At 35.9% G+C, this 17095-nt stretch carries 19 protein-coding genes and 3 tRNA genes; 12 read left to right on the forward strand and 10 right to left on the reverse strand.

The genetic code is table 11. The annotated features are described in order from the left end of the window. The first annotated feature begins 2 nt into the window (after positions 1-2). On the forward strand, positions 3-821 hold the full coding sequence (locus PWU04_RS11925; RefSeq protein ID WP_274476339.1) for a glycosyltransferase family 2 protein: 819 nt from the start codon (positions 3-5) through the stop codon (positions 819-821). Between the two features lies 1 nt (position 822). Here the strand turns inward: PWU04_RS11925 and PWU04_RS11930 are convergent, their stop codons facing one another. Next, the gene (locus tag PWU04_RS11930) at positions 823-1884 is read right to left on the reverse strand and encodes a glycosyltransferase family 9 protein (protein ID WP_274476340.1); all 1062 of its coding nucleotides are present in this window, start codon (positions 1882-1884) and stop codon (positions 823-825) included. A gap of 7 nt (positions 1885-1891) precedes the next feature. Continuing rightward, entirely contained in the window at positions 1892-2707 is an 816-nt protein-coding gene (locus PWU04_RS11935; RefSeq protein WP_274476341.1) for a 2,3,4,5-tetrahydropyridine-2,6-dicarboxylate N-succinyltransferase, read from the reverse strand. Between the two features lie 97 nt (positions 2708-2804). On the opposite strand from PWU04_RS11935, the gene ruvX reads away from it, so the two are divergent. The 4 genes from ruvX (at position 2805) to PWU04_RS11955 (ending at position 5498) form a co-directional block, all read left to right on the forward strand. Then, positions 2805-3215, forward strand: a complete 411-nt coding sequence (gene ruvX / locus PWU04_RS11940; protein ID WP_274476342.1) for a Holliday junction resolvase RuvX — start codon at positions 2805-2807, stop codon at positions 3213-3215. Positions 3216-3759: 544 nt separating this feature from the next. After that, entirely contained in the window at positions 3760-4350 is a 591-nt protein-coding gene (gene def, locus PWU04_RS11945; RefSeq protein ID WP_274476343.1) for a peptide deformylase, read from the forward strand. Between the two features lie 54 nt (positions 4351-4404). Then, entirely contained in the window at positions 4405-4836 is a 432-nt protein-coding gene (locus PWU04_RS11950; RefSeq protein WP_274476344.1) for a DUF5606 family protein, read from the forward strand. Between the two features lie 101 nt (positions 4837-4937). Continuing rightward, positions 4938-5498: a TlpA family protein disulfide reductase gene (locus PWU04_RS11955; protein WP_274476345.1), complete on the forward strand. Its 561-nt coding sequence runs from the start codon at positions 4938-4940 to the stop codon at positions 5496-5498. 52 nt (positions 5499-5550) lie between these two features. Here the strand turns inward: PWU04_RS11955 and PWU04_RS11960 are convergent. The 3 genes from PWU04_RS11960 to PWU04_RS11970 all read right to left on the reverse strand — a co-directional run bounded on the left by PWU04_RS11960 (position 5551) and on the right by PWU04_RS11970 (position 5994). Continuing rightward, positions 5551-5623: transfer RNA gene (locus tag PWU04_RS11960), tRNA-Lys, on the reverse strand. A gap of 160 nt (positions 5624-5783) precedes the next feature. Beyond that, positions 5784-5868: transfer RNA gene (locus tag PWU04_RS11965), tRNA-Leu, on the reverse strand. A gap of 53 nt (positions 5869-5921) precedes the next feature. Further along, positions 5922-5994: transfer RNA gene (locus PWU04_RS11970), tRNA-Lys, on the reverse strand. Between the two features lie 142 nt (positions 5995-6136). On the opposite strand from PWU04_RS11970, the gene PWU04_RS11975 reads away from it, so the two are divergent. Next, complete coding sequence (locus tag PWU04_RS11975; protein WP_274476346.1) at positions 6137-6661, forward strand: shikimate kinase; 525 nt, start codon at positions 6137-6139, stop codon at positions 6659-6661. Here PWU04_RS11975 and PWU04_RS11980 read toward each other — a convergent pair. Both PWU04_RS11980 and PWU04_RS11985 read right to left on the reverse strand, forming a co-directional pair. Then, on the reverse strand, positions 6653-7156 hold the full coding sequence (locus PWU04_RS11980) for a phosphoribosyltransferase family protein (RefSeq protein ID WP_274476347.1): 504 nt from the start codon (positions 7154-7156) through the stop codon (positions 6653-6655). The genes PWU04_RS11975 and PWU04_RS11980 overlap by 9 nt on opposite strands. Positions 7157-7206: 50 nt before the next feature. Beyond that, on the reverse strand, positions 7207-7581 hold the full coding sequence (locus PWU04_RS11985; RefSeq protein ID WP_274476348.1) for an RNA-binding S4 domain-containing protein: 375 nt from the start codon (positions 7579-7581) through the stop codon (positions 7207-7209). A gap of 82 nt (positions 7582-7663) precedes the next feature. Here PWU04_RS11985 and PWU04_RS11990 point away from each other — a divergent pair, with 82 nt between their 5' ends. Continuing rightward, entirely contained in the window at positions 7664-8572 is a 909-nt protein-coding gene (locus PWU04_RS11990; protein ID WP_274476349.1) for an FKBP-type peptidyl-prolyl cis-trans isomerase, read from the forward strand. 67 nt (positions 8573-8639) lie between these two features. Here the strand turns inward: PWU04_RS11990 and PWU04_RS11995 are convergent, their stop codons facing one another. The 3 genes from PWU04_RS11995 to PWU04_RS12005 are packed head-to-tail and all read right to left on the reverse strand — an operon-like array spanning position 8640 to position 11097. Continuing rightward, a complete protein-coding gene (locus PWU04_RS11995; RefSeq protein ID WP_274476350.1) occupies positions 8640-9233 on the reverse strand; it encodes an outer membrane beta-barrel protein in 594 nt (197 codons plus the stop codon). Positions 9234-9276: 43 nt separating this feature from the next. Continuing rightward, complete coding sequence (locus tag PWU04_RS12000) at positions 9277-10230, reverse strand: transketolase family protein (RefSeq protein WP_274476351.1); 954 nt, start codon at positions 10228-10230, stop codon at positions 9277-9279. 21 nt (positions 10231-10251) lie between these two features. Continuing rightward, positions 10252-11097 (reverse strand): transketolase, encoded by an 846-nt coding sequence (locus tag PWU04_RS12005; RefSeq protein WP_274476352.1) that lies wholly within the window; start codon positions 11095-11097, stop codon positions 10252-10254. A 168-nt stretch (positions 11098-11265) separates the two neighbouring features. Here PWU04_RS12005 and tgt point away from each other — a divergent pair, with 168 nt between their 5' ends. From tgt to dnaB, 5 genes are all read left to right on the forward strand, one after another. Beyond that, positions 11266-12396, forward strand: a complete 1131-nt coding sequence (gene tgt, locus PWU04_RS12010) for a tRNA guanosine(34) transglycosylase Tgt (protein WP_274476353.1) — start codon at positions 11266-11268, stop codon at positions 12394-12396. A gap of 1 nt (position 12397) precedes the next feature. Next, positions 12398-13477 (forward strand): LptF/LptG family permease, encoded by a 1080-nt coding sequence (locus PWU04_RS12015; protein WP_274476354.1) that lies wholly within the window; start codon positions 12398-12400, stop codon positions 13475-13477. Continuing rightward, complete coding sequence (locus PWU04_RS12020; RefSeq protein ID WP_274476355.1) at positions 13464-14360, forward strand: DMT family transporter; 897 nt, start codon at positions 13464-13466, stop codon at positions 14358-14360. Before PWU04_RS12015 ends, PWU04_RS12020 begins: the two co-directional genes overlap by 14 nt. A gap of 62 nt (positions 14361-14422) precedes the next feature. Beyond that, the gene (locus tag PWU04_RS12025) at positions 14423-15376 is read left to right on the forward strand and encodes an acetyl-CoA carboxylase carboxyltransferase subunit alpha (RefSeq protein WP_274476356.1); all 954 of its coding nucleotides are present in this window, start codon (positions 14423-14425) and stop codon (positions 15374-15376) included. Between the two features lie 168 nt (positions 15377-15544). Beyond that, positions 15545-17092 (forward strand): replicative DNA helicase, encoded by a 1548-nt coding sequence (gene dnaB, locus PWU04_RS12030; RefSeq protein ID WP_274476357.1) that lies wholly within the window; start codon positions 15545-15547, stop codon positions 17090-17092. Positions 17093-17095 lie beyond the last annotated feature (3 nt).

The raw sequence follows: 17095 nt of genomic DNA on the forward strand, positions 1-17095 counted from the left end.
TTATGAGTAAACCGGATATTTCAATCATTATAAGTACTTATAATTCTGAGGCTTGGTTAGAGAAAGTCATGTGGAGTTATCAGGCGCAAACCTTCAGGAATTTTGAAATGGTAATTGCCGATGATGGCTCGAAACAGCCAACTTTCGATTTGATTGAAAAAATGAAATCTCAGTTGGATTACCCTATAATTCATGTTTGGCATGAAGATAATGGCTTTCAGAAGTCACAAATTCTTAACAAAGCCATATTGGCATGTAACGCCGATTATATTTTAATGAGTGACGGTGATTGCATGGCTCGTGAGGATTTTGTTCAGGTGCATATGGATAAGCGTGAAAAGGGATATTTTCTCTCAGGAGGCTATTTTATGTTGCCTATGAACATTTCTGAAGCTATTGAAAAAGATGATATTTTATCGCAACGCTGTTTTGATGTAAAGTGGTTGAAATCCAAAGGACTTAAGTCAACCTTTAAAAATAATAAACTTACAGCTTCTGGTTTTAAAAGCAAGCTTTTAAACACGGTTACACCAACCAATGCCAGTTGGAATGGACATAATGCTTCGGGTTGGAAAAATGATATTTTAGATATTAATGGTTTTGATGAGCGTATGCAATATGGTGGTCAGGATAGAGAATTGGGTGAGCGTTTGTTCAATAAGGGTATCAAATCTAAACAGATTAGATATAGTGCCATTTGTGTGCACTTAGATCATCCTAGGGGATATAAAACACAGGATTCTATCAATAAAAATCTAGCAATTAGGGCTACTACAAAAAAGGAAAAATTAAGCTGGACTGATTATGGAATAAAAAAGTAGTTTAAAACTGCTCTAAAAAACGTCCTAATTTAGGGAGAATCAATTGAGGTTCGAAGATTTTGTAAAGAGTATATACTTGTTTTTTCATTTCCTTATAGGTTTTTCCTTGGTAAAGTTCTGGGTTAATATCATTCAGGTGAATTGAAATGTTTTCTTTACCATCTTCAAACATATTCCAGGCATCTTTTCTAATCCATGGAGAGAAAATAGTGAACGTAGGAATATTTAGAGCTTTTGCCATATTTACGGCACCACCTTCGTTGCCTATAACTGCTGTACAATGTTTTGTTATAGATAAAAACTCTCTTAGACTTTTACCAAAAACATCAAAATAGATATGTTTTTGGGTTTCTGTTTTGCAGTTTTTAAAAATAACTTCGGCTTCTGCCAGTTGCTTCGGAATGTAATTGAACAGAATTTGACCTTTGGTTTTTGAAACGATGCCATCAATCAATTTGGCCATATAATCCAAAGGGTAGGTCTTAGTGTCTGAACTTCCTAAAACACTCATCATAAACAATGGTTTGTCTAACGCTATTTGTGAGTTGACTAAGTATTGCCTTGCCTTTTCAATTTCTTCTTCTTGTAAATAAATCTTCGGCTTAAAGATGAATTTTGAAAGATTTTCAGAAATTGGGGTTAATAACTTCAGTCGATTCTCTACTGCTAAACCAGCATTAGTGCTGGGATTTTTTTTGTTTTTAAAGGTATGGGTGTAAAAAAATACCGAATACGATTTGTCTTGAGATATTTTTGTTTTAGCTCCAGAGAAGTAAGTGATAAGATTACTGGAAAGTTTAGAATAAACATCAATAACCGTATCGTACTTTTCTTTTTTTACTGATTGTAAAAAACGCCAGAATTCGAGCTTGCTGTTCTCGATTTCTGGCGTGATAAATAAAATCCTATCTATAAAAGGGTTGTTCTCAACAACAGGAAAAGTGTGTTGGTTAATCACATAATGTAATTCCGAATTCGGGAATTGTTTTTTTAGTGCTTCAAACAAAATACTTGTTGTCAGCACATCACCAATCATTTTCTGTTGTATGATTAAAACCTTCATCCTAATGTTAAACCGCTACATCGTATTCACGCAAAGCGTCGTTCAAGGATGTTTTCTTATCTGTAGTTTCTTTACGCTTTCCAATAATCAACGCACAAGGTACATTATAGCTTCCAGCAGCAAATTCTTTAGTGTAACTTCCTGGGATAACCACAGACCTTGCAGGTACAATACCTTTCATTTCTATTGGTTCGTCACCTGTTACATCGATAATTTTAGTCGATGCCGTTAGTACTACGTTAGCACCTAGAACAGCTTCTTTCTCTACACGAACACCTTCTACTACGATACATCTAGAACCTATAAAGGCATTGTCTTCAATAATTACTGGAGCAGCTTGAAGAGGCTCTAAAACCCCACCAATACCAACACCTCCAGAGAGGTGAACGTTTTTACCAATTTGAGCACAGCTTCCTACAGTTGCCCAAGTGTCTACCATAGTACCTTCGTCTACGTAAGCTCCAATATTTACATAACTAGGCATCATAATCACACCTTTTGAAATATAGGCTCCGTGTCTTGCCACAGCGTGAGGTACTACGCGAATACCTTTTTCTGCATATCCGGTTTTTAATGGGATTTTATCATGGAATTCAAGAGGTCCGGCTTCAAAAGTTTCCATCTTCTGAATTGGGAAATACAATACCACCCCTTTTTTAACCCATTCGTTAACTTGCCATCCATCGTTGGTTGGTTCGGCAACACGCAAAGAACCGCTGTCCAATAAAGAAACAACTTCTCTAATAGCGTTTATGGTTTTATCTTCTTTTAAAAGGGATCTGTCTTCCCAAGCAGCTTCAATAATATTTCGTAACTCTGTCATCGTTCAATAAATTTTTGCAAAGATAACCGCTTCCATCAAAACTGGTAATTATTTAAAGGTGTAAAAAATATAAAGTGTAATTTTGAAAAAAATAAAAATGGGAAGAATACTGGCATTGGACTATGGTAAGATAAGAACTGGAATAGCGGTAACCGATGAATTACAGTTGATTGCTTCTGGGTTGACCACTGTTTCCACAAAAGAACTTATGGGTTTTCTTCAAGAATATGTTTCAAAGGAAAATGTTGAGCTTTTCGTTGTGGGCGAGCCAAAACAAATGAATGCCGAAGTGTCCGAAAGTGAGGCTTTGATATCAGCTTTTCTAAGGAAGCTGGAAAAGATGTTTCCTAAAATTCCCATTGAACGTGTAGACGAGCGTTTTACTTCAAAGATGGCTTTTCAAACAATGATTGATAGTGGACTCAAAAAAAAGCAACGTCAAAACAAAGCACTTGTAGATGAAATAAGTGCAACTCTTATTCTTCAAAACTATCTGTATTCTAAATAGTTGGTTTTTTATTTGTAGGTCTTTTTGCTATGAATGAATGTCCGTATATCGATAAAAAATGGATGTTCAACATATAATCGATTTTATTTTTTTACTCAACTAATTAATTTGAAAGGAGGTTCTTATGCGATTAAATTTGTTTCATAGTTATAAGGGTTATGAAAATACTACACATTTTAATCATAGTACTTTTTTGCGTTTTTCAAGCAAATGCTCAATCATCAATATTGGTAGAAAGTGATTTTGTTAATGGTAGAATTAAATTTGAAAAACCTGTAAAGAAAAACAATTTCAAAAATCAAGATTCAATTCGAATAGCTGGTCGTAAACATAAGCTTTTGGAGGCGAAGATAGACTTAAGGATAAAAGGTAAGGTGGAGTTGTTTGAAGTGAAAAGTAAACCAACCCTGTGTTAAATACATAAAAGAGATAAATACCTAAATATTTGTGCCTAATTGAACCCCGTTTACGGGGTTTTTTATTGCATAATCCTTTCTTTAAGATATAAGTGTTGTATTTTTGCAGCTAAATACTATACGAGATAATGATATTACCTATTGTAGCTTATGGAGATCCCGTGTTGAAGAAAATGGGACAGGAAATAGATAAAGACTATCCAAGCCTAACCGAGCTTTTAGCAAACATGTATGAAACCATGTATAATGCCTATGGTGTTGGTTTGGCTGCTCCACAAATTGGATTGCCAATACGTTTGTTTATTGTTGATGCATCACCATTTGCGGAAGATGAAGATTTGTCTACCGATGAACAGAATGCATTAAAGGATTTCAAAAAGACATTTATCAATCCTAAAATAGTTGCTGAAGAAGGAGATGAATGGGCATTCAACGAAGGGTGTCTTAGTATTCCAGATGTTCGTGAAGATGTATTTAGAAAACCAAAGATTACTATTGAGTATTACGATGAAGAATTTAATAAGCATGTTGAAGAATATGATGGACTTGCGGCACGAGTTATTCAGCATGAATATGATCACATTGAGGGGATTTTATTTACTGATAAGCTATCAGGTCTTAAAAAGCGTTTAATAAAAAGTAAGTTGGCTAATATCTCTAAAGGGAAAATACGTGTAGACTATAAAATGCGTTTTCCTAGTATGAAAAAGAAACGATAATTTTTGTAAAACATATTCAAAGGCAAGATATTTGCCTTCCTTAAAAATGAAATTATGAGCTTAGAAAAAGTATTATCAATTACAGGAAAGCCTGGTTTATATAAATTAATAACCCAAACCAGAAGCGGTTTCATTGCCGAATCTTTAATAGATAACAAACGAATGTCTGTTAGCTTGCACCACAACGTAAGCTTATTGAGCGAGATTGCAATTTACACTATGACCGAAGAAGTGCCTTTACGTGAGGTGTTTGCTAAAATCAAGGAGAAGGAAAATGGTGAAGCAACAAGTGTTGGGCACAAAGAAAGCAAAGAGGTTTTAGAAGACTATTTTGCAAACGTATTGCCAGATTACGATGAGGAGCGTGTGTATGCAAGCGATATTAAAAAAGTAATCCAATGGTACAACTTGCTTCAAAAGCAGGGAATGATGGATTTTGATGCTAAAGAAGAAGTAGCAAAAGAAGAAGCTACTGAAGAAGAATAGAAATAAATCCTTTAAGAAAATTGAAACTCCCGAACTGTAATAGCTCGGGAGTTTTTGTTTAATTACATTTGTTAATGGTATAAATATTTAATTGAGCGATTTTGAAACTTAAGAAACCCAAGATATCCGATATTCTATTTACAGTATTGATTGTGTTGTTGATTATTCCGCAAACTAGAAAGACTATTCAGTTGTATTTAAATAAAGGTTTAGCTGTTTTTAGTCCTTCAACAATCGATGAGGAAAATAGAGTAGAGTTATCCGATTACAATTGGCAATTACAGGATTTGGAAGGTAATTTAGTGAATTTTGAAAACTCTCAAGGAAAAGTTGTTTTGGTTAGTTTTTGGGCTACATGGTGTCCACCTTGCTTAGCTGAATTTCCTGCGATAAAATCGCTTTATAATGACTATAGTGATATCGTTGATTTTATCTTGGTAACTAATGAGTCGCCTCATGTCGTAAAGGAGTTTTTGAATAACAAGGGGTACAATATGAAGGTGTATCATCCATTAAGTAATCCTCCAAAGGAATTCGATGTGAGTGGCATCCCAAGAACCTTTTTAATAGATAGGAGCGGGGAGATTGTTATAGACAAAACAGGGGCGTCTAACTGGGATAGTGAAAAGGTTAGGGTGTTAATTGAAGAGTTGTTGAGATGATTTAATGGATAGTATAAAATAAAAAAGTCAAGCGGTTTGCTTGACTTTTTTGTGACTTGGCTGGGGCTCGAACCCAGGACCCTCTCCTTAAAAGGGAGATGCTCTACCAACTGAGCTACCAAGTCGTTTTGTTTCTGTAATGCGGGTGCAAATATATGATCTTTAGATTATAATGCAAATCTTTTTAGAGGTGTTTTTTTATAAAATTAAAATTTATTTTTAATCGATTTACTTTTAGGTATTTATGTTTTTATTCTGGGGTTTTTGTGAGCGTTTCTATGAAAGTGCGCACGAGAAGACTCGAACTTCCACGACCAAAGCGGTCATTAGGCCCTCAACCTAACGCGTCTACCAATTCCGCCACGTGCGCATTTGCTTGGAGTAAAAATAAAAAAAGTTAAGCAGTTTGCTTAACTTTTTTTGTGACTTGGCTGGGGCTCGAACCCAGGACCCTCTCCTTAAAAGGGAGATGCTCTACCAACTGAGCTACCAAGTCATTTTGTTTCTGTAATGCGGGTGCAAATATATGACGTTTTGTTTATAAAGCAAGTCTTTTTGTGTGAAAAATTTTGTTTTTTTGTGTGTCGTTAAATAACGGTATCATTACCAGTGAAATAAAATGAAAAATTTTTTATCTTATGAAAATAGTGTTATTAGGTTATATGGGGTCAGGTAAATCTGTAGTGGGGAAAATTTTGGCTGAGAAACTACAAGTGCCTTATATAGATTTAGATGATTACATAAGTGATAAAGAGGAAATGGAGATTCCTGAACTATTCAAGTCAAAAGGTGAAATTTATTTTAGAAAGAAAGAGAATAAATATCTAAACACCGTTTTGAAAGATAAAAAAGAGGATTTTGTTTTATCGTTGGGAGGCGGTACACCATGCTATGCCAATAATATGAATATTCTTTTGAGTGACGGTTCGGTAAACACAATATACCTTAAAGCGTCGGTGGCAGAGCTAGCTAATAGGTTGTTCGATTTAAGAACAGACAGGCCTTTATTGAGTAATGTAAAAGATAAAGAGGATCTTGTAGATTTTATAGGTAAGCATTTGTTTGAACGCACCTATTATTATAATCAAGCAAAGCTTACAGTGGATGTTAATGGAAAATCCCCTCAGGAAACACTAGAGGGGATAATATCGTTGTTAGCTTAGATAAGCTTTGTAGTTATTTGTTTCAAAGGAAACGTTTACATGTTCGTTTAGTGAAGTTGAGAGGGAGATGCCTTTAAAGTCTGCCTTCACAGGGTATTTTTTATGGTTTCTGTTAACTAGTACGGCTGTTTTAAATTTTTTCATTGGTACATCTAAAAAGTGCTTAACACCATAAATTAAGGTCGTACCAGAGTTTAAAACATCGTCAACCAAAACCACAGATTTTCCGCTGTATTCATTTTCCGAAATAGAGGTTGTAATTGGTGATCTAGGGTTTTTCTTGTCAATAATTACTTTGCACAATACTGGCGAAATTGTAGAGATCTGACTCAATACACGCTTTAACTTCTTTGCCAATTCGTAGCCATTGCTGTCAATACCAGCTAAAATCACTTCTGACTCATCAACGTTTGCTTCGTAAATTTGGTAAGCAATGCGACGTATTTTATTTTGAATATCCTGATGGTTCAATATAATACTGGTTGTTGTATTCATAGATTAAAACTTTAGTCAAATATAATTATAGAGAAGAAAAGTATAGGCTTTTAATCTTCGCTTTCTTCATGAAAATCATCAATATCTCTTCGATCTTTTTTAGTTGGTCGTCCAGTACCTTTTTTACGATAATAGTCTTGGGAGTATTTAAGAAGTTCAAAAGCTTCAAAAGCTTCTTTGGGAGTTGTATCAATTCTGTAAATATCAACCAATTTGGCACCTACCCTATTAGGAGGTAAATCGTTAACCGTTAGGGTGTAATTTATTTGGTTTTTTCTTACTTCAATTTTGTCGGTTGGATAAACTTCTCTACTAGGCTTCACTTGATCGCCGTTTACCCTAACCTGTCCTTTTTTACAGGCTGCTGTTGCTATGCTTCTGGTTTTAAAGTACCTCACACACCATAAAAACTTGTCAATACGCATGGTTTTGCTCTAAAATCTAAGTTAATCTTCTTGTGCAAGATTATTTATAAATTGTATCTTGCGCATTCAAAAATAAGCAATAATGAACATAAGAGTCTTTACTTTTTCCCTTTTCTTGATGATAGGCCTAATGGCTTGTAAAAAGGATGATGATGGAGGTAGTACTACGGTTGAGGTGCGTGACAGGGGCGAACAGCAGCAAATAGATAATGATAGTATATTGGGGTATCTGGATACGCATTACTATAACAAAGCCCAGTTGAGCGCTATGGACAATCCTACTATTAATGATATCGTAATTAGTGATACTCAAGAGGATGGATATGAGATACTGCTTACAGATGCTATGTTACACAATACAACTTATGAGGAAACCGAATATCAATATTATGTTTTAACAATTAACGAAGGAGGGGGTGAAAATGCACCTCACTTTTGTGATGATGTTAGGGTATATTATGAAGGAAGTACTTTAGAAAATGAGGTTTTTGATAGCAGGTTGCTTGAGCCGATAGTGTTTGATTTGGTTACAGTTGTTAAGGGGTGGAGCTTAGTAATGCCTCTTTTCAAGGAGTCTGCAGGGTATTTCGAAAATGGAGATGGAACAGTTTCTTTTGATAATCCTGGTTTGGGTGTTATGTTTATTCCTTCAGGATTAGCCTATTTTTCTAATGCACTAGAAGATGTTCCGGCATACTCACCAATGATTTTTAAATTTGAGTTATTGGAAACAGAAATAGCAGATCATGATAATGATGGAGTTCCTTCTTATAAGGAAGATTTAAATGGTGACGGTTATTTCAATATTGATGATGACGATACTGATGATGATGGTACACCCGATTTCGCTGATGAAGATGACGATAATGATGGTGTTTTGACTATCAATGAAGATTTAAATAATGATGGGGATCCTACAAATGATCTCAATTCTGATGATCAGCCACTATATCTAGATCCAGATTCATATGAGTCTAATTTATCACAGTAAGTAGATTAAAAACAAAGACAATAAAAAAAACGCTTGGATTACCAGCGTTTTTTTTATTCAATGTTGTTTACAATAGTAGTGATAAGCTCAAGATAAGTTGGTCTGTTCGTGCGTCTATTAGGCTCACTTTATTGCTAATGTTGTTTTGGTTGATAAAGGTTACTTCATTTTTTTTGAAACCGCGTTCATATCTTAAATCTATTCCTAATTTTTTTAAATCAATTCCGATACCAAAGTTTAAGCTAACGGTAAAGTCATGTTCGATATTGTTTACAGTGATTCCAGAAAAGTCGGAATCTATTATGTATTGAAATGATGGTCCTGCGAAAAAGTTTAATGAACCAACTACATTTAGGCCAACTAATAGAGGTGCATCCAGTTTTTGGATGACAAAATCATTATTGTCGTAATCACTTTTTGTTTGCGTAAAAACCAGCTCTGGTTTAAAGAAGAAAGAATCTCCCTTTAATTTTCCGAAAACACCAATATGGTATCCTAGATTTCTTTCAGGGTTTAGGGCATTGTTATTAACAGATTCGAAGTAATCCCCATTGGCAGCATAATTAAGTCCACCTTTAAGGCCAAAGCCACTGCCATTTTGAGCAAATGAAGCAGCGGCACTGCCTAAAAGCAGCATTGTTATAATGCTGTTCTTTTTCATAGTCTATCATTTTTCCTATAGGTAAAACGGTAGACTGTAAAAATTATTTTCTTTTTATTACGGTTTCGGTTGCTTTTACAATAGAAGCGCTGTTTAAGCCATACTTTTCCATTAACTGTGCAGGAGTTCCAGATTCGCCAAAAGTATCCTGAGTTGCAACGAATTCCTGAGGAGTTGGCTTGTGTGTGGCTAAAACACGAGCAACACTCTCTCCTAAACCTCCAAGATAGTTGTGTTCTTCAGCAGTAACGACACATCCTGTTTTGGTAACAGAATCTAATATAGCCTTAGCATCAAGAGGCTTTATGGTATGTATATTGATTACTTCTGCAGAGATTCCTTTTTCATTTAATTCTTTAGCAGCTTCCAAAGCTTCCCAAACTAAGTGGCCAGTAGCTAGAATAGTAACGTCAGTTCCTTCTATTAAGTGAAGAGCTTTCCCTATTTCAAACTTTTGATCTTCAGGAGTAAAGTTTGCTACTTTTGGACGCCCAAAACGTAGGTAAACAGGACCTTCGTGCTCTGCAATAGCAAGTGTAGCTGCTTTGGTTTGATTGTAGTCACATGGGTTGATCACAGTCATTCCCGGTAACATTTTCATTAATCCGATATCTTCAAGGATTTGGTGTGTAGCACCATCCTCTCCTAAAGTCAAACCAGCGTGCGAAGCACAAATCTTAACGTTTTTACCAGAATAAGCAACACTCTGACGAATTTGATCGTAAACACGACCAGTTGAGAAGTTAGCGAAAGTACCTGTAAAAGGAATTTTTCCGCCTATAGTCATCCCTGCAGCCAAACCAATCATGTTAGCCTCGGCTATTCCTACCTGAAAGAAACGTTCTGGGTGGTTAGCTTTAAATTCGTCCATTTTAAGCGACCCAATAAGGTCGGCACATAGAGCTACAACATTTTCGTTGGTCTTACCGAGTTCTGTTAATCCAGCTCCAAATCCGGAACGTGTGTCTTTGCTGCCTGTATTTGTATATGTTTTCATCTTGTTCAATTCTTGCTAATGTTAGTAGTCTCCTAAAGTTTCAGGGTTTTGTTCCAAACCTATAGCCAATTGCTCATCATTTGGAGCTTTTCCGTGCCATGCATGGGTATACATCATAAAGTCAACACCATTACCCATAACGGTTTTAAGTAACACACAAACAGGTTTACCTTGCCCCGTTTTAGATTTAGCCTCTGCCATTCCTTTTAAAATAGCTTCGATATTGTTACCTTCTTCAATTTCAACTACTGTCCAACCGAATGCCTCAAATTTTTGCTTAACACTCCCCATAGGTAGTACATCATCAGTAGAACCATCAATTTGTTGACCGTTTAAGTCTACTGTAGCAATAATGTTGTCAACCTTATTACCAGCAGCATACATAATAGCCTCCCAGTTTTGACCCTCTTGTAATTCACCATCACCGTGTAAGCTATAAACCAAATGCTTGTCGTTGTTTAGCTTTTTGGTTTGAGCAGCACCTAGAGCAACAGACATACCTTGTCCTAACGATCCAGAAGCGATTCTAACACCAGGTAATCCTTCGTGAGTTGTAGGGTGACCTTGTAGTCTAGAATCGATTAAACGGAAAGTGTTTAATTCTTCAACAGGAAAATATCCTGCACGGGCTAATACACTGTAATAAACAGGTGAGATATGTCCGTTAGAAAGGAAGAAGATATCTTCTCCAATACCATCCATATCAAAGCCTTCGTTGCGATCCATGATTTCGTTGTATAGGGCAACGAAAAATTCTGTACAACCTAAAGAACCTCCAGGGTGGCCGGAGTTCACTTTATGGACCATTCTTAAAATGTCTCTGCGCACCTGAATGGTTAAATCTTCTAATTGTTGTGTGTTTGGCATCTTATGTTTGTTAATTTTGGGTGCAAAAATAGTGTATTATAAACCCTTAACAAAATAGATTTTAAGCCTTTGTGATGGTTTTAAGGGAATTATAACAATTTTAATTTTATTAACGGCCTAGTGTGTTTTTGTTGGTTATCTTTGCCAACTGTTGACTTTTTTTGACTTATGAAATTTGAACTTAAAGGACAAGACCCTCAAAGTAAGGCCAGAGCAGGTGTAATCACCACAGATCACGGAAAAATAGAAACCCCTATTTTTATGCCGGTAGGAACTGTAGGATCTGTAAAAGGTGTTCATCAACGTGAACTTAAAGATGAAATTAATCCTGATATAATATTAGGGAACACTTATCATTTATACCTAAGGCCACAAACCGAAATCCTGGAAAAAGCTGGCGGTCTTCATAAGTTTATGAATTGGGACAGAAACATTTTGACCGATTCTGGAGGATACCAAGTTTACTCTTTGTCTGCTAACAGAAAGATTAAAGAAGAAGGTGTTAAGTTCAAATCTCATATCGACGGGAGCTACCATACGTTTACTCCTGAAAATGTAATGGAGATTCAGCGCAGTATTGGAGCAGATATAATCATGGCTTTCGATGAGTGTACACCTTATCCCTGCGATTACAATTATGCAAAACGCTCTATGCATATGACCCATCGCTGGTTGGATCGCTGTATAAACCATTTGGCGAAAGTACCTTTTAAATACGAATATAGTCAAACATTTTTCCCGATTGTACAAGGTAGTACCTATAAAGACCTGAGAAGGCAATCGGCTGAATATATTGCAAATGCAGGTGCAGAAGGAAACGCGATTGGTGGATTATCGGTTGGAGAGCCTGCCGAAGAGATGTATGCTATGACCGACGTGGTTTGTGCTATTTTACCTGAGGACAAACCAAGGTATTTAATGGGAGTGGGAACCCCAATTAATATTTTAGAAAATATAGCCCTAGGTGTAGATATGTTCGATTGTGTGATGCCTACAAGAAACGCTAGAAACGGGATGTTATTTACAGCGCACGGAACTATTAACATAAAGAACAAAAAGTGGGAAGACAATTTCTCACCTATAGACGAAATGGGAATTACGTTTGTAGACACAGAATACAGTAAGGCTTATTTACGTCATTTGTTTACAGTTAATGAGTTGTTGGCTAAACAAATTGCAACTATTCACAACCTAGGATTCTATTTGTGGTTGGTTCGAGAGGCTAGAAAACATATATTAGCAGGGGATTTCAGAGCCTGGAAAGATATGATGGTTAAACAAATGGATAAGCGTTTGTAGTGTGTTAAAGATTTTAGATTGGTACATATTAAAGCGGTACTTGCTTACCTTTTTTATAATGTTGCTACTGTTCATTCCTATTGGGATAACAGTAAGTCTCGCTGAAAAAATTGATAAGATATTAGAGAAGGAAGCTCCATTAGGTGAGGTGCTTAAGTTCTATTTAGACTTCACAATCTATTTTGCTCATTTACTTTTTCCCTTGTTTTTATTCCTTTCAGTGATATGGTTTACGTCTAAGTTGGCTAACAATACTGAGGTTATTGCTTTTTTGAGTTCGGGGGTGTCATTTTCTAGGTTTCTGAGGCCTTATATGATAGGTGCTTCGATTGTTGCTGGTTTAGCTTTATTTTTAGGGATGCACTTGGCTCCTATAGCTAGTAAGGGATACAATGACTTTTACTATAAATACTTTAAGAGTAATAATAGTGTTACTGATAACAAAAACGTTTATAGACAGATAAACGACAATGATTTTATATATGTAAGTAGTTTTAGAGCTTCTTCAAATACTGGGTACAATTTTTCATTGGAGCATTTTGAGGAAGATAAACTGACGTATAAGATTTCAGCCAGTTCTATAAAATTCATAGAAAAAGATTCTATTTATAGGCTCGTCGACTATGTTAAGCGTAAAGTTGGCCCTAGTAATGATATTCTAGAATCGGAACGGAGTAAGGATACATTATTTTCCTTTGATTTAGAGGATTTAACCCCAGTTGTATATATCGCAGAAACCTTAACTTATGGTGATTTGGTTAGGTTTATTGATAAAGAAGAAAAACGGGGTTCTTCTAATGTCGGACGTTATGAACTGGTTAAATATCGTAAGTGGAGTTTGCCTGTTTCAGTATTCATTTTGACTATTATTGCTGTTGCTGTATCCTCGATAAAACGTAGGGGAGGAATGGGGGTTAACCTAGCCTTTGGTATATGTATCGCAATGGTATTTGTATTCTTCGATAAGATTTTTGGGGTGTTGGCAGAACAGTCAGACTTTTCTCCACTAATTGCAGTATGGTTTCCAAATGTTTTATTTGGTATTTTAGCAGCTTACTTGCTGTATAATGCTAAACGATAAGCTTAAAAATTATTTACACCTTCATTTTTTGGTGTTTATAGCTGGATTTACAGCTATTTTAGGGGAATTAATAACCATTAAGGCTATTCCTTTGGTTTGGTATAGAATGACCATAGCCATGGTTTTAATGGGTATGTTCATTTGGTTTTCTAAGACCAAGGTTAAAATCCCGAAATCGGCTATTGTTAGATTGGCTGGAGCGGGAATCATTATCGCGCTTCATTGGATTACTTTTTTTGGGGCTATTGACGTTTCAAACATTTCAATTACTTTGGCAATGTTCTCCTCTGGTGCTTTTTTTGCTTCTTTATTAGAACCCTTAATTTACAGGCGAAAGATTATTTGGTACGAAATACTCTTTGGAATTTTAGTAATAACAGGAGTTGCTATTATAACCCATAGTGAATTGCATTATGCTTTAGGTATTGTTCTTGGAATTGTTTCAGCTTTTCTTTCATCTTTATTTGCGGTTTTGAATGGTAAGTTTTTGGAAAAATATAATGCTACTACTATTTCGTTTTATGAGTTTATAAGTGGCGTAGCCTTCATTAGTATATTTTTAATGTTTTATTCTGAAGGCTTTTCGACTAATTTTTTTAAAATAAGTTATGCCGATTTTGGATATCTATTTATACTCGCCAGTATATGCACTGCCTATGCATTTATAGCCTCGGTTTATGTTATGCGTTTTATAAGTCCGTATACAGTGGTCCTTACTTATAACCTAGAGCCCGTTTATGGGATAATTCTTGCCATTCTGCTGTTTCCTGAAAAGGAAAAAATGAGTGTTGATTTTTATTTTGGTGCAGGGATTGTGATTACCGTTGTGATGCTCAATGGATTAATTAAAAATAGAAAGACTTTAAAAAGAAATAGAGCATAACCATTGAAGCCGATTAAAGTTTTTATATTTGTAGGCTAATAAAAACGAAACTATAAATTCCCATGGAATATTTAGAATTTGAACTTCCAATCAAAGAACTAGAGGAGCAATTAGCTAAGTGCCAGCTAATTGGGGAGGAGAGTGATGTTGATGTTACTGAGACTTGCAAACAGATAGAAAAGAAGCTACAAGAGACAAAAAAGGAAATCTATAAAAACCTAACGCCTTGGCAACGTGTACAAATGTCACGTCACCCAAACAGACCTTATACTTTAGACTATATAAAGGCTATTTGTGGAGATACATTTTTAGAACTTCACGGTGATAGAAATGTCAAGGATGATAAGGCTATGATTGGTGGACTTGGTAAGATTGGTGACCAAACATTTATGTTTATTGGTCAGCAAAAGGGATATAACACTAAGACACGCCAGTATAGAAATTTCGGAATGTCTAACCCAGAAGGGTATAGAAAGGCATTGCGTTTAATGAAGTCTGCTGAGAAGTTTGGTATTCCTGTAGTAACTTTTGTAGATACTCCAGGTGCTTATCCAGGACTTGAGGCAGAAGAACGTGGGCAAGGAGAAGCTATTGCCAGAAATATATTGGAAATGACACGCTTAAAAGTGCCTATTATCACCATTATTATTGGTGAAGGAGCTTCTGGTGGAGCTTTGGGTATTGGTGTTGGAGACCGTGTGTTGATGCTTGAAAACACTTGGTATTCTGTAATTTCTCCAGAATCTTGTTCTTCAATTCTTTGGAGAAGCTGGGAGTACAAGGAGCAAGCTGCAGAAGCATTAAAGCTTACAGCAAAAGACATGAAAAAGCTTAAGCTTGTCGACGAAATAGTTAAAGAACCTCTTGGAGGCGCTCATAGCGATCGTGAAGAAACATTTAAGATGGTTATTGATAGTATCCTTAAAACACTAGAAGAACTTAACAAATTATCATCTGCAGAATTGGTAAACCAACGTATGGATAAATACTCGAATATGGGTGTTTATAAAGAATAGTTCTGTATAAAGTTTAATACAAAAAAAATCTGGAAGCTGGACTTTCAGATTTTTTTTGTGGTTATTCACAAAGATTGTAAGTTATTAACAGTAGAAATGTTAACTCATAGTTAACAAACATTAACACCTTTTTTGAAAGGATAAAATCTATTTAGTTACTTTAGTTTTATGAAGCAACCAAATCAAGTTCAAGGCTACAAAGTAGATAAAAGCACAATAATTAACCTTGAAAAAGGAAAAATCCCTCCACAGGCTTTAGATTTAGAAGAGGTTGTGTTGGGAGCTATGATGATCGATAAAAAAGGGGTTGATGAAGTTATCGATATTCTAAGTCCAGATGCATTTTATAAGGATGCCCATAAACACATTTTTGATGCTATTTTCCAGTTGTTTGAAAACAGTGAACCTATCGATTTACTAACAGTTTCAAGTCAGTTGAAGAAAAATGGAAAGCTCGAAATGGTTGGTGGTGATTTCTATTTGATTTCATTGACTCAAAAAGTGTCTTCTTCGGCACACATTGAGTTCCATGCACGTATTATTCTTCAGAAATTTATTCAAAGGAGTTTGATCAAGCTGTCTTCGGAAATTATTGAAGAAGCGTACGATGAAACTAAAGATGTTTTTGATTTGTTGGACAATGCTGAAGCTAAATTGTATGAAGTAACTCAAGGTAATATTAAGAAATCCAGTGAAACTGCCCAAAGTTTGGTTATCCAAGCGAAAAAGAAGATTGAAGAGATTTCTAACAAAGAAGGGTTAAGTGGTATACCAACTGGTTTTGATAAGCTCGATGCTTTGACTTCTGGATGGCAACCTTCCGATTTGATTATTGTCGCTGCTCGTCCTGGTATGGGTAAAACGGCATTAACACTTTCTATGGCCCGTAATATTGCCGTAGACCAAAATATTCCTGTAGCTTTCTTCTCTTTGGAGATGGCATCAGTACAGTTGATTACCCGTTTGATTTCGAGTGAAACTGGCTTGTCTTCCGAAAAATTAAGAACAGGTAAATTGGAAAAACATGAATGGGAACAGTTAAATGTAAAAGTAAAAGGGCTTGAAAAAGCGCCACTCTATATTGACGATACCCCATCGTTATCCATTTTCGACCTTCGTGCTAAAGCAAGACGTTTGGCATCTCAGCATGGTATCAAGTTAATCATTATTGATTACCTTCAGCTGATGACTGCTGGTGGTTCTACCAATGGAAACCGTGAACAGGAAATCTCAATGATTTCCAGAAACCTTAAGGCATTGGCTAAGGAATTGTATGTTCCGGTTATTGCACTTTCTCAGTTATCACGTGCTGTTGAAACGCGAGGAGGAAGTAAGCGTCCGTTATTGAGTGACCTTCGTGAATCTGGAGCGATTGAGCAGGATGCTGATATTGTATCGTTTATTTACCGTCCAGAGTATTATAAAATTGAAGAGTGGGATGATGAGGAACGCTCTCCAACAGAAGGACAGGCAGAGTTTATTGTAGCTAAGCACAGAAACGGGGGACTTGAAAATATAAGGTTAAAGTTCTTAGGCCACCTTGGTAAGTTCGACAACTTGGATGAGTTCGATTCACCATACGAGTTCCACAGTAAAATGAACGAGTCTAATGATGGCGGAGGTATGGCGTCTGGAGGCTATCCCCAAATTAATCCACACGATGCGTTTGGTAGTTCAATGAATGATGAACCAGATGACAATGATGTGCCTTTCTAATTT

This window comes from Mangrovimonas aestuarii, assembly GCF_028767185.1.
GTDB classification, from domain to species: domain Bacteria; phylum Bacteroidota; class Bacteroidia; order Flavobacteriales; family Flavobacteriaceae; genus Mangrovimonas_B; species Mangrovimonas_B aestuarii.

Excerpts from the sequence above, each read along its gene's own strand:
- PWU04_RS11925 (WP_274476339.1), top strand. The coding sequence starts at position 3 with ATGAGTAAACCGGATATTTCAATCATTATAAGTACTTATAATTCTGAG.
- PWU04_RS11930 (WP_274476340.1), bottom strand. The coding sequence starts at position 1,884 with ATGAAGGTTTTAATCATACAACAGAAAATGATTGGTGATGTGCTGACA.
- PWU04_RS11935 (WP_274476341.1), bottom strand. The coding sequence starts at position 2,707 with ATGACAGAGTTACGAAATATTATTGAAGCTGCTTGGGAAGACAGATCC.
- ruvX (WP_274476342.1), top strand. The coding sequence starts at position 2,805 with ATGGGAAGAATACTGGCATTGGACTATGGTAAGATAAGAACTGGAATA.
- def (WP_274476343.1), top strand. The coding sequence starts at position 3,760 with ATGATATTACCTATTGTAGCTTATGGAGATCCCGTGTTGAAGAAAATG.
- PWU04_RS11950 (WP_274476344.1), top strand. The coding sequence starts at position 4,405 with ATGAGCTTAGAAAAAGTATTATCAATTACAGGAAAGCCTGGTTTATAT.
- PWU04_RS11975 (WP_274476346.1), top strand. The coding sequence starts at position 6,137 with ATGAAAATAGTGTTATTAGGTTATATGGGGTCAGGTAAATCTGTAGTG.
- PWU04_RS11980 (WP_274476347.1), bottom strand. The coding sequence starts at position 7,156 with ATGAATACAACAACCAGTATTATATTGAACCATCAGGATATTCAAAAT.
- PWU04_RS11985 (WP_274476348.1), bottom strand. The coding sequence starts at position 7,581 with ATGCGTATTGACAAGTTTTTATGGTGTGTGAGGTACTTTAAAACCAGA.
- PWU04_RS11990 (WP_274476349.1), top strand. The coding sequence starts at position 7,664 with ATGAACATAAGAGTCTTTACTTTTTCCCTTTTCTTGATGATAGGCCTA.
- PWU04_RS11995 (WP_274476350.1), bottom strand. The coding sequence starts at position 9,233 with ATGAAAAAGAACAGCATTATAACAATGCTGCTTTTAGGCAGTGCCGCT.
- PWU04_RS12000 (WP_274476351.1), bottom strand. The coding sequence starts at position 10,230 with ATGAAAACATATACAAATACAGGCAGCAAAGACACACGTTCCGGATTT.
- PWU04_RS12005 (WP_274476352.1), bottom strand. The coding sequence starts at position 11,097 with ATGCCAAACACACAACAATTAGAAGATTTAACCATTCAGGTGCGCAGA.
- tgt (WP_274476353.1), top strand. The coding sequence starts at position 11,266 with ATGAAATTTGAACTTAAAGGACAAGACCCTCAAAGTAAGGCCAGAGCA.
- PWU04_RS12020 (WP_274476355.1), top strand. The coding sequence starts at position 13,464 with ATGCTAAACGATAAGCTTAAAAATTATTTACACCTTCATTTTTTGGTG.
- PWU04_RS12025 (WP_274476356.1), top strand. The coding sequence starts at position 14,423 with ATGGAATATTTAGAATTTGAACTTCCAATCAAAGAACTAGAGGAGCAA.
- dnaB (WP_274476357.1), top strand. The coding sequence starts at position 15,545 with ATGAAGCAACCAAATCAAGTTCAAGGCTACAAAGTAGATAAAAGCACA.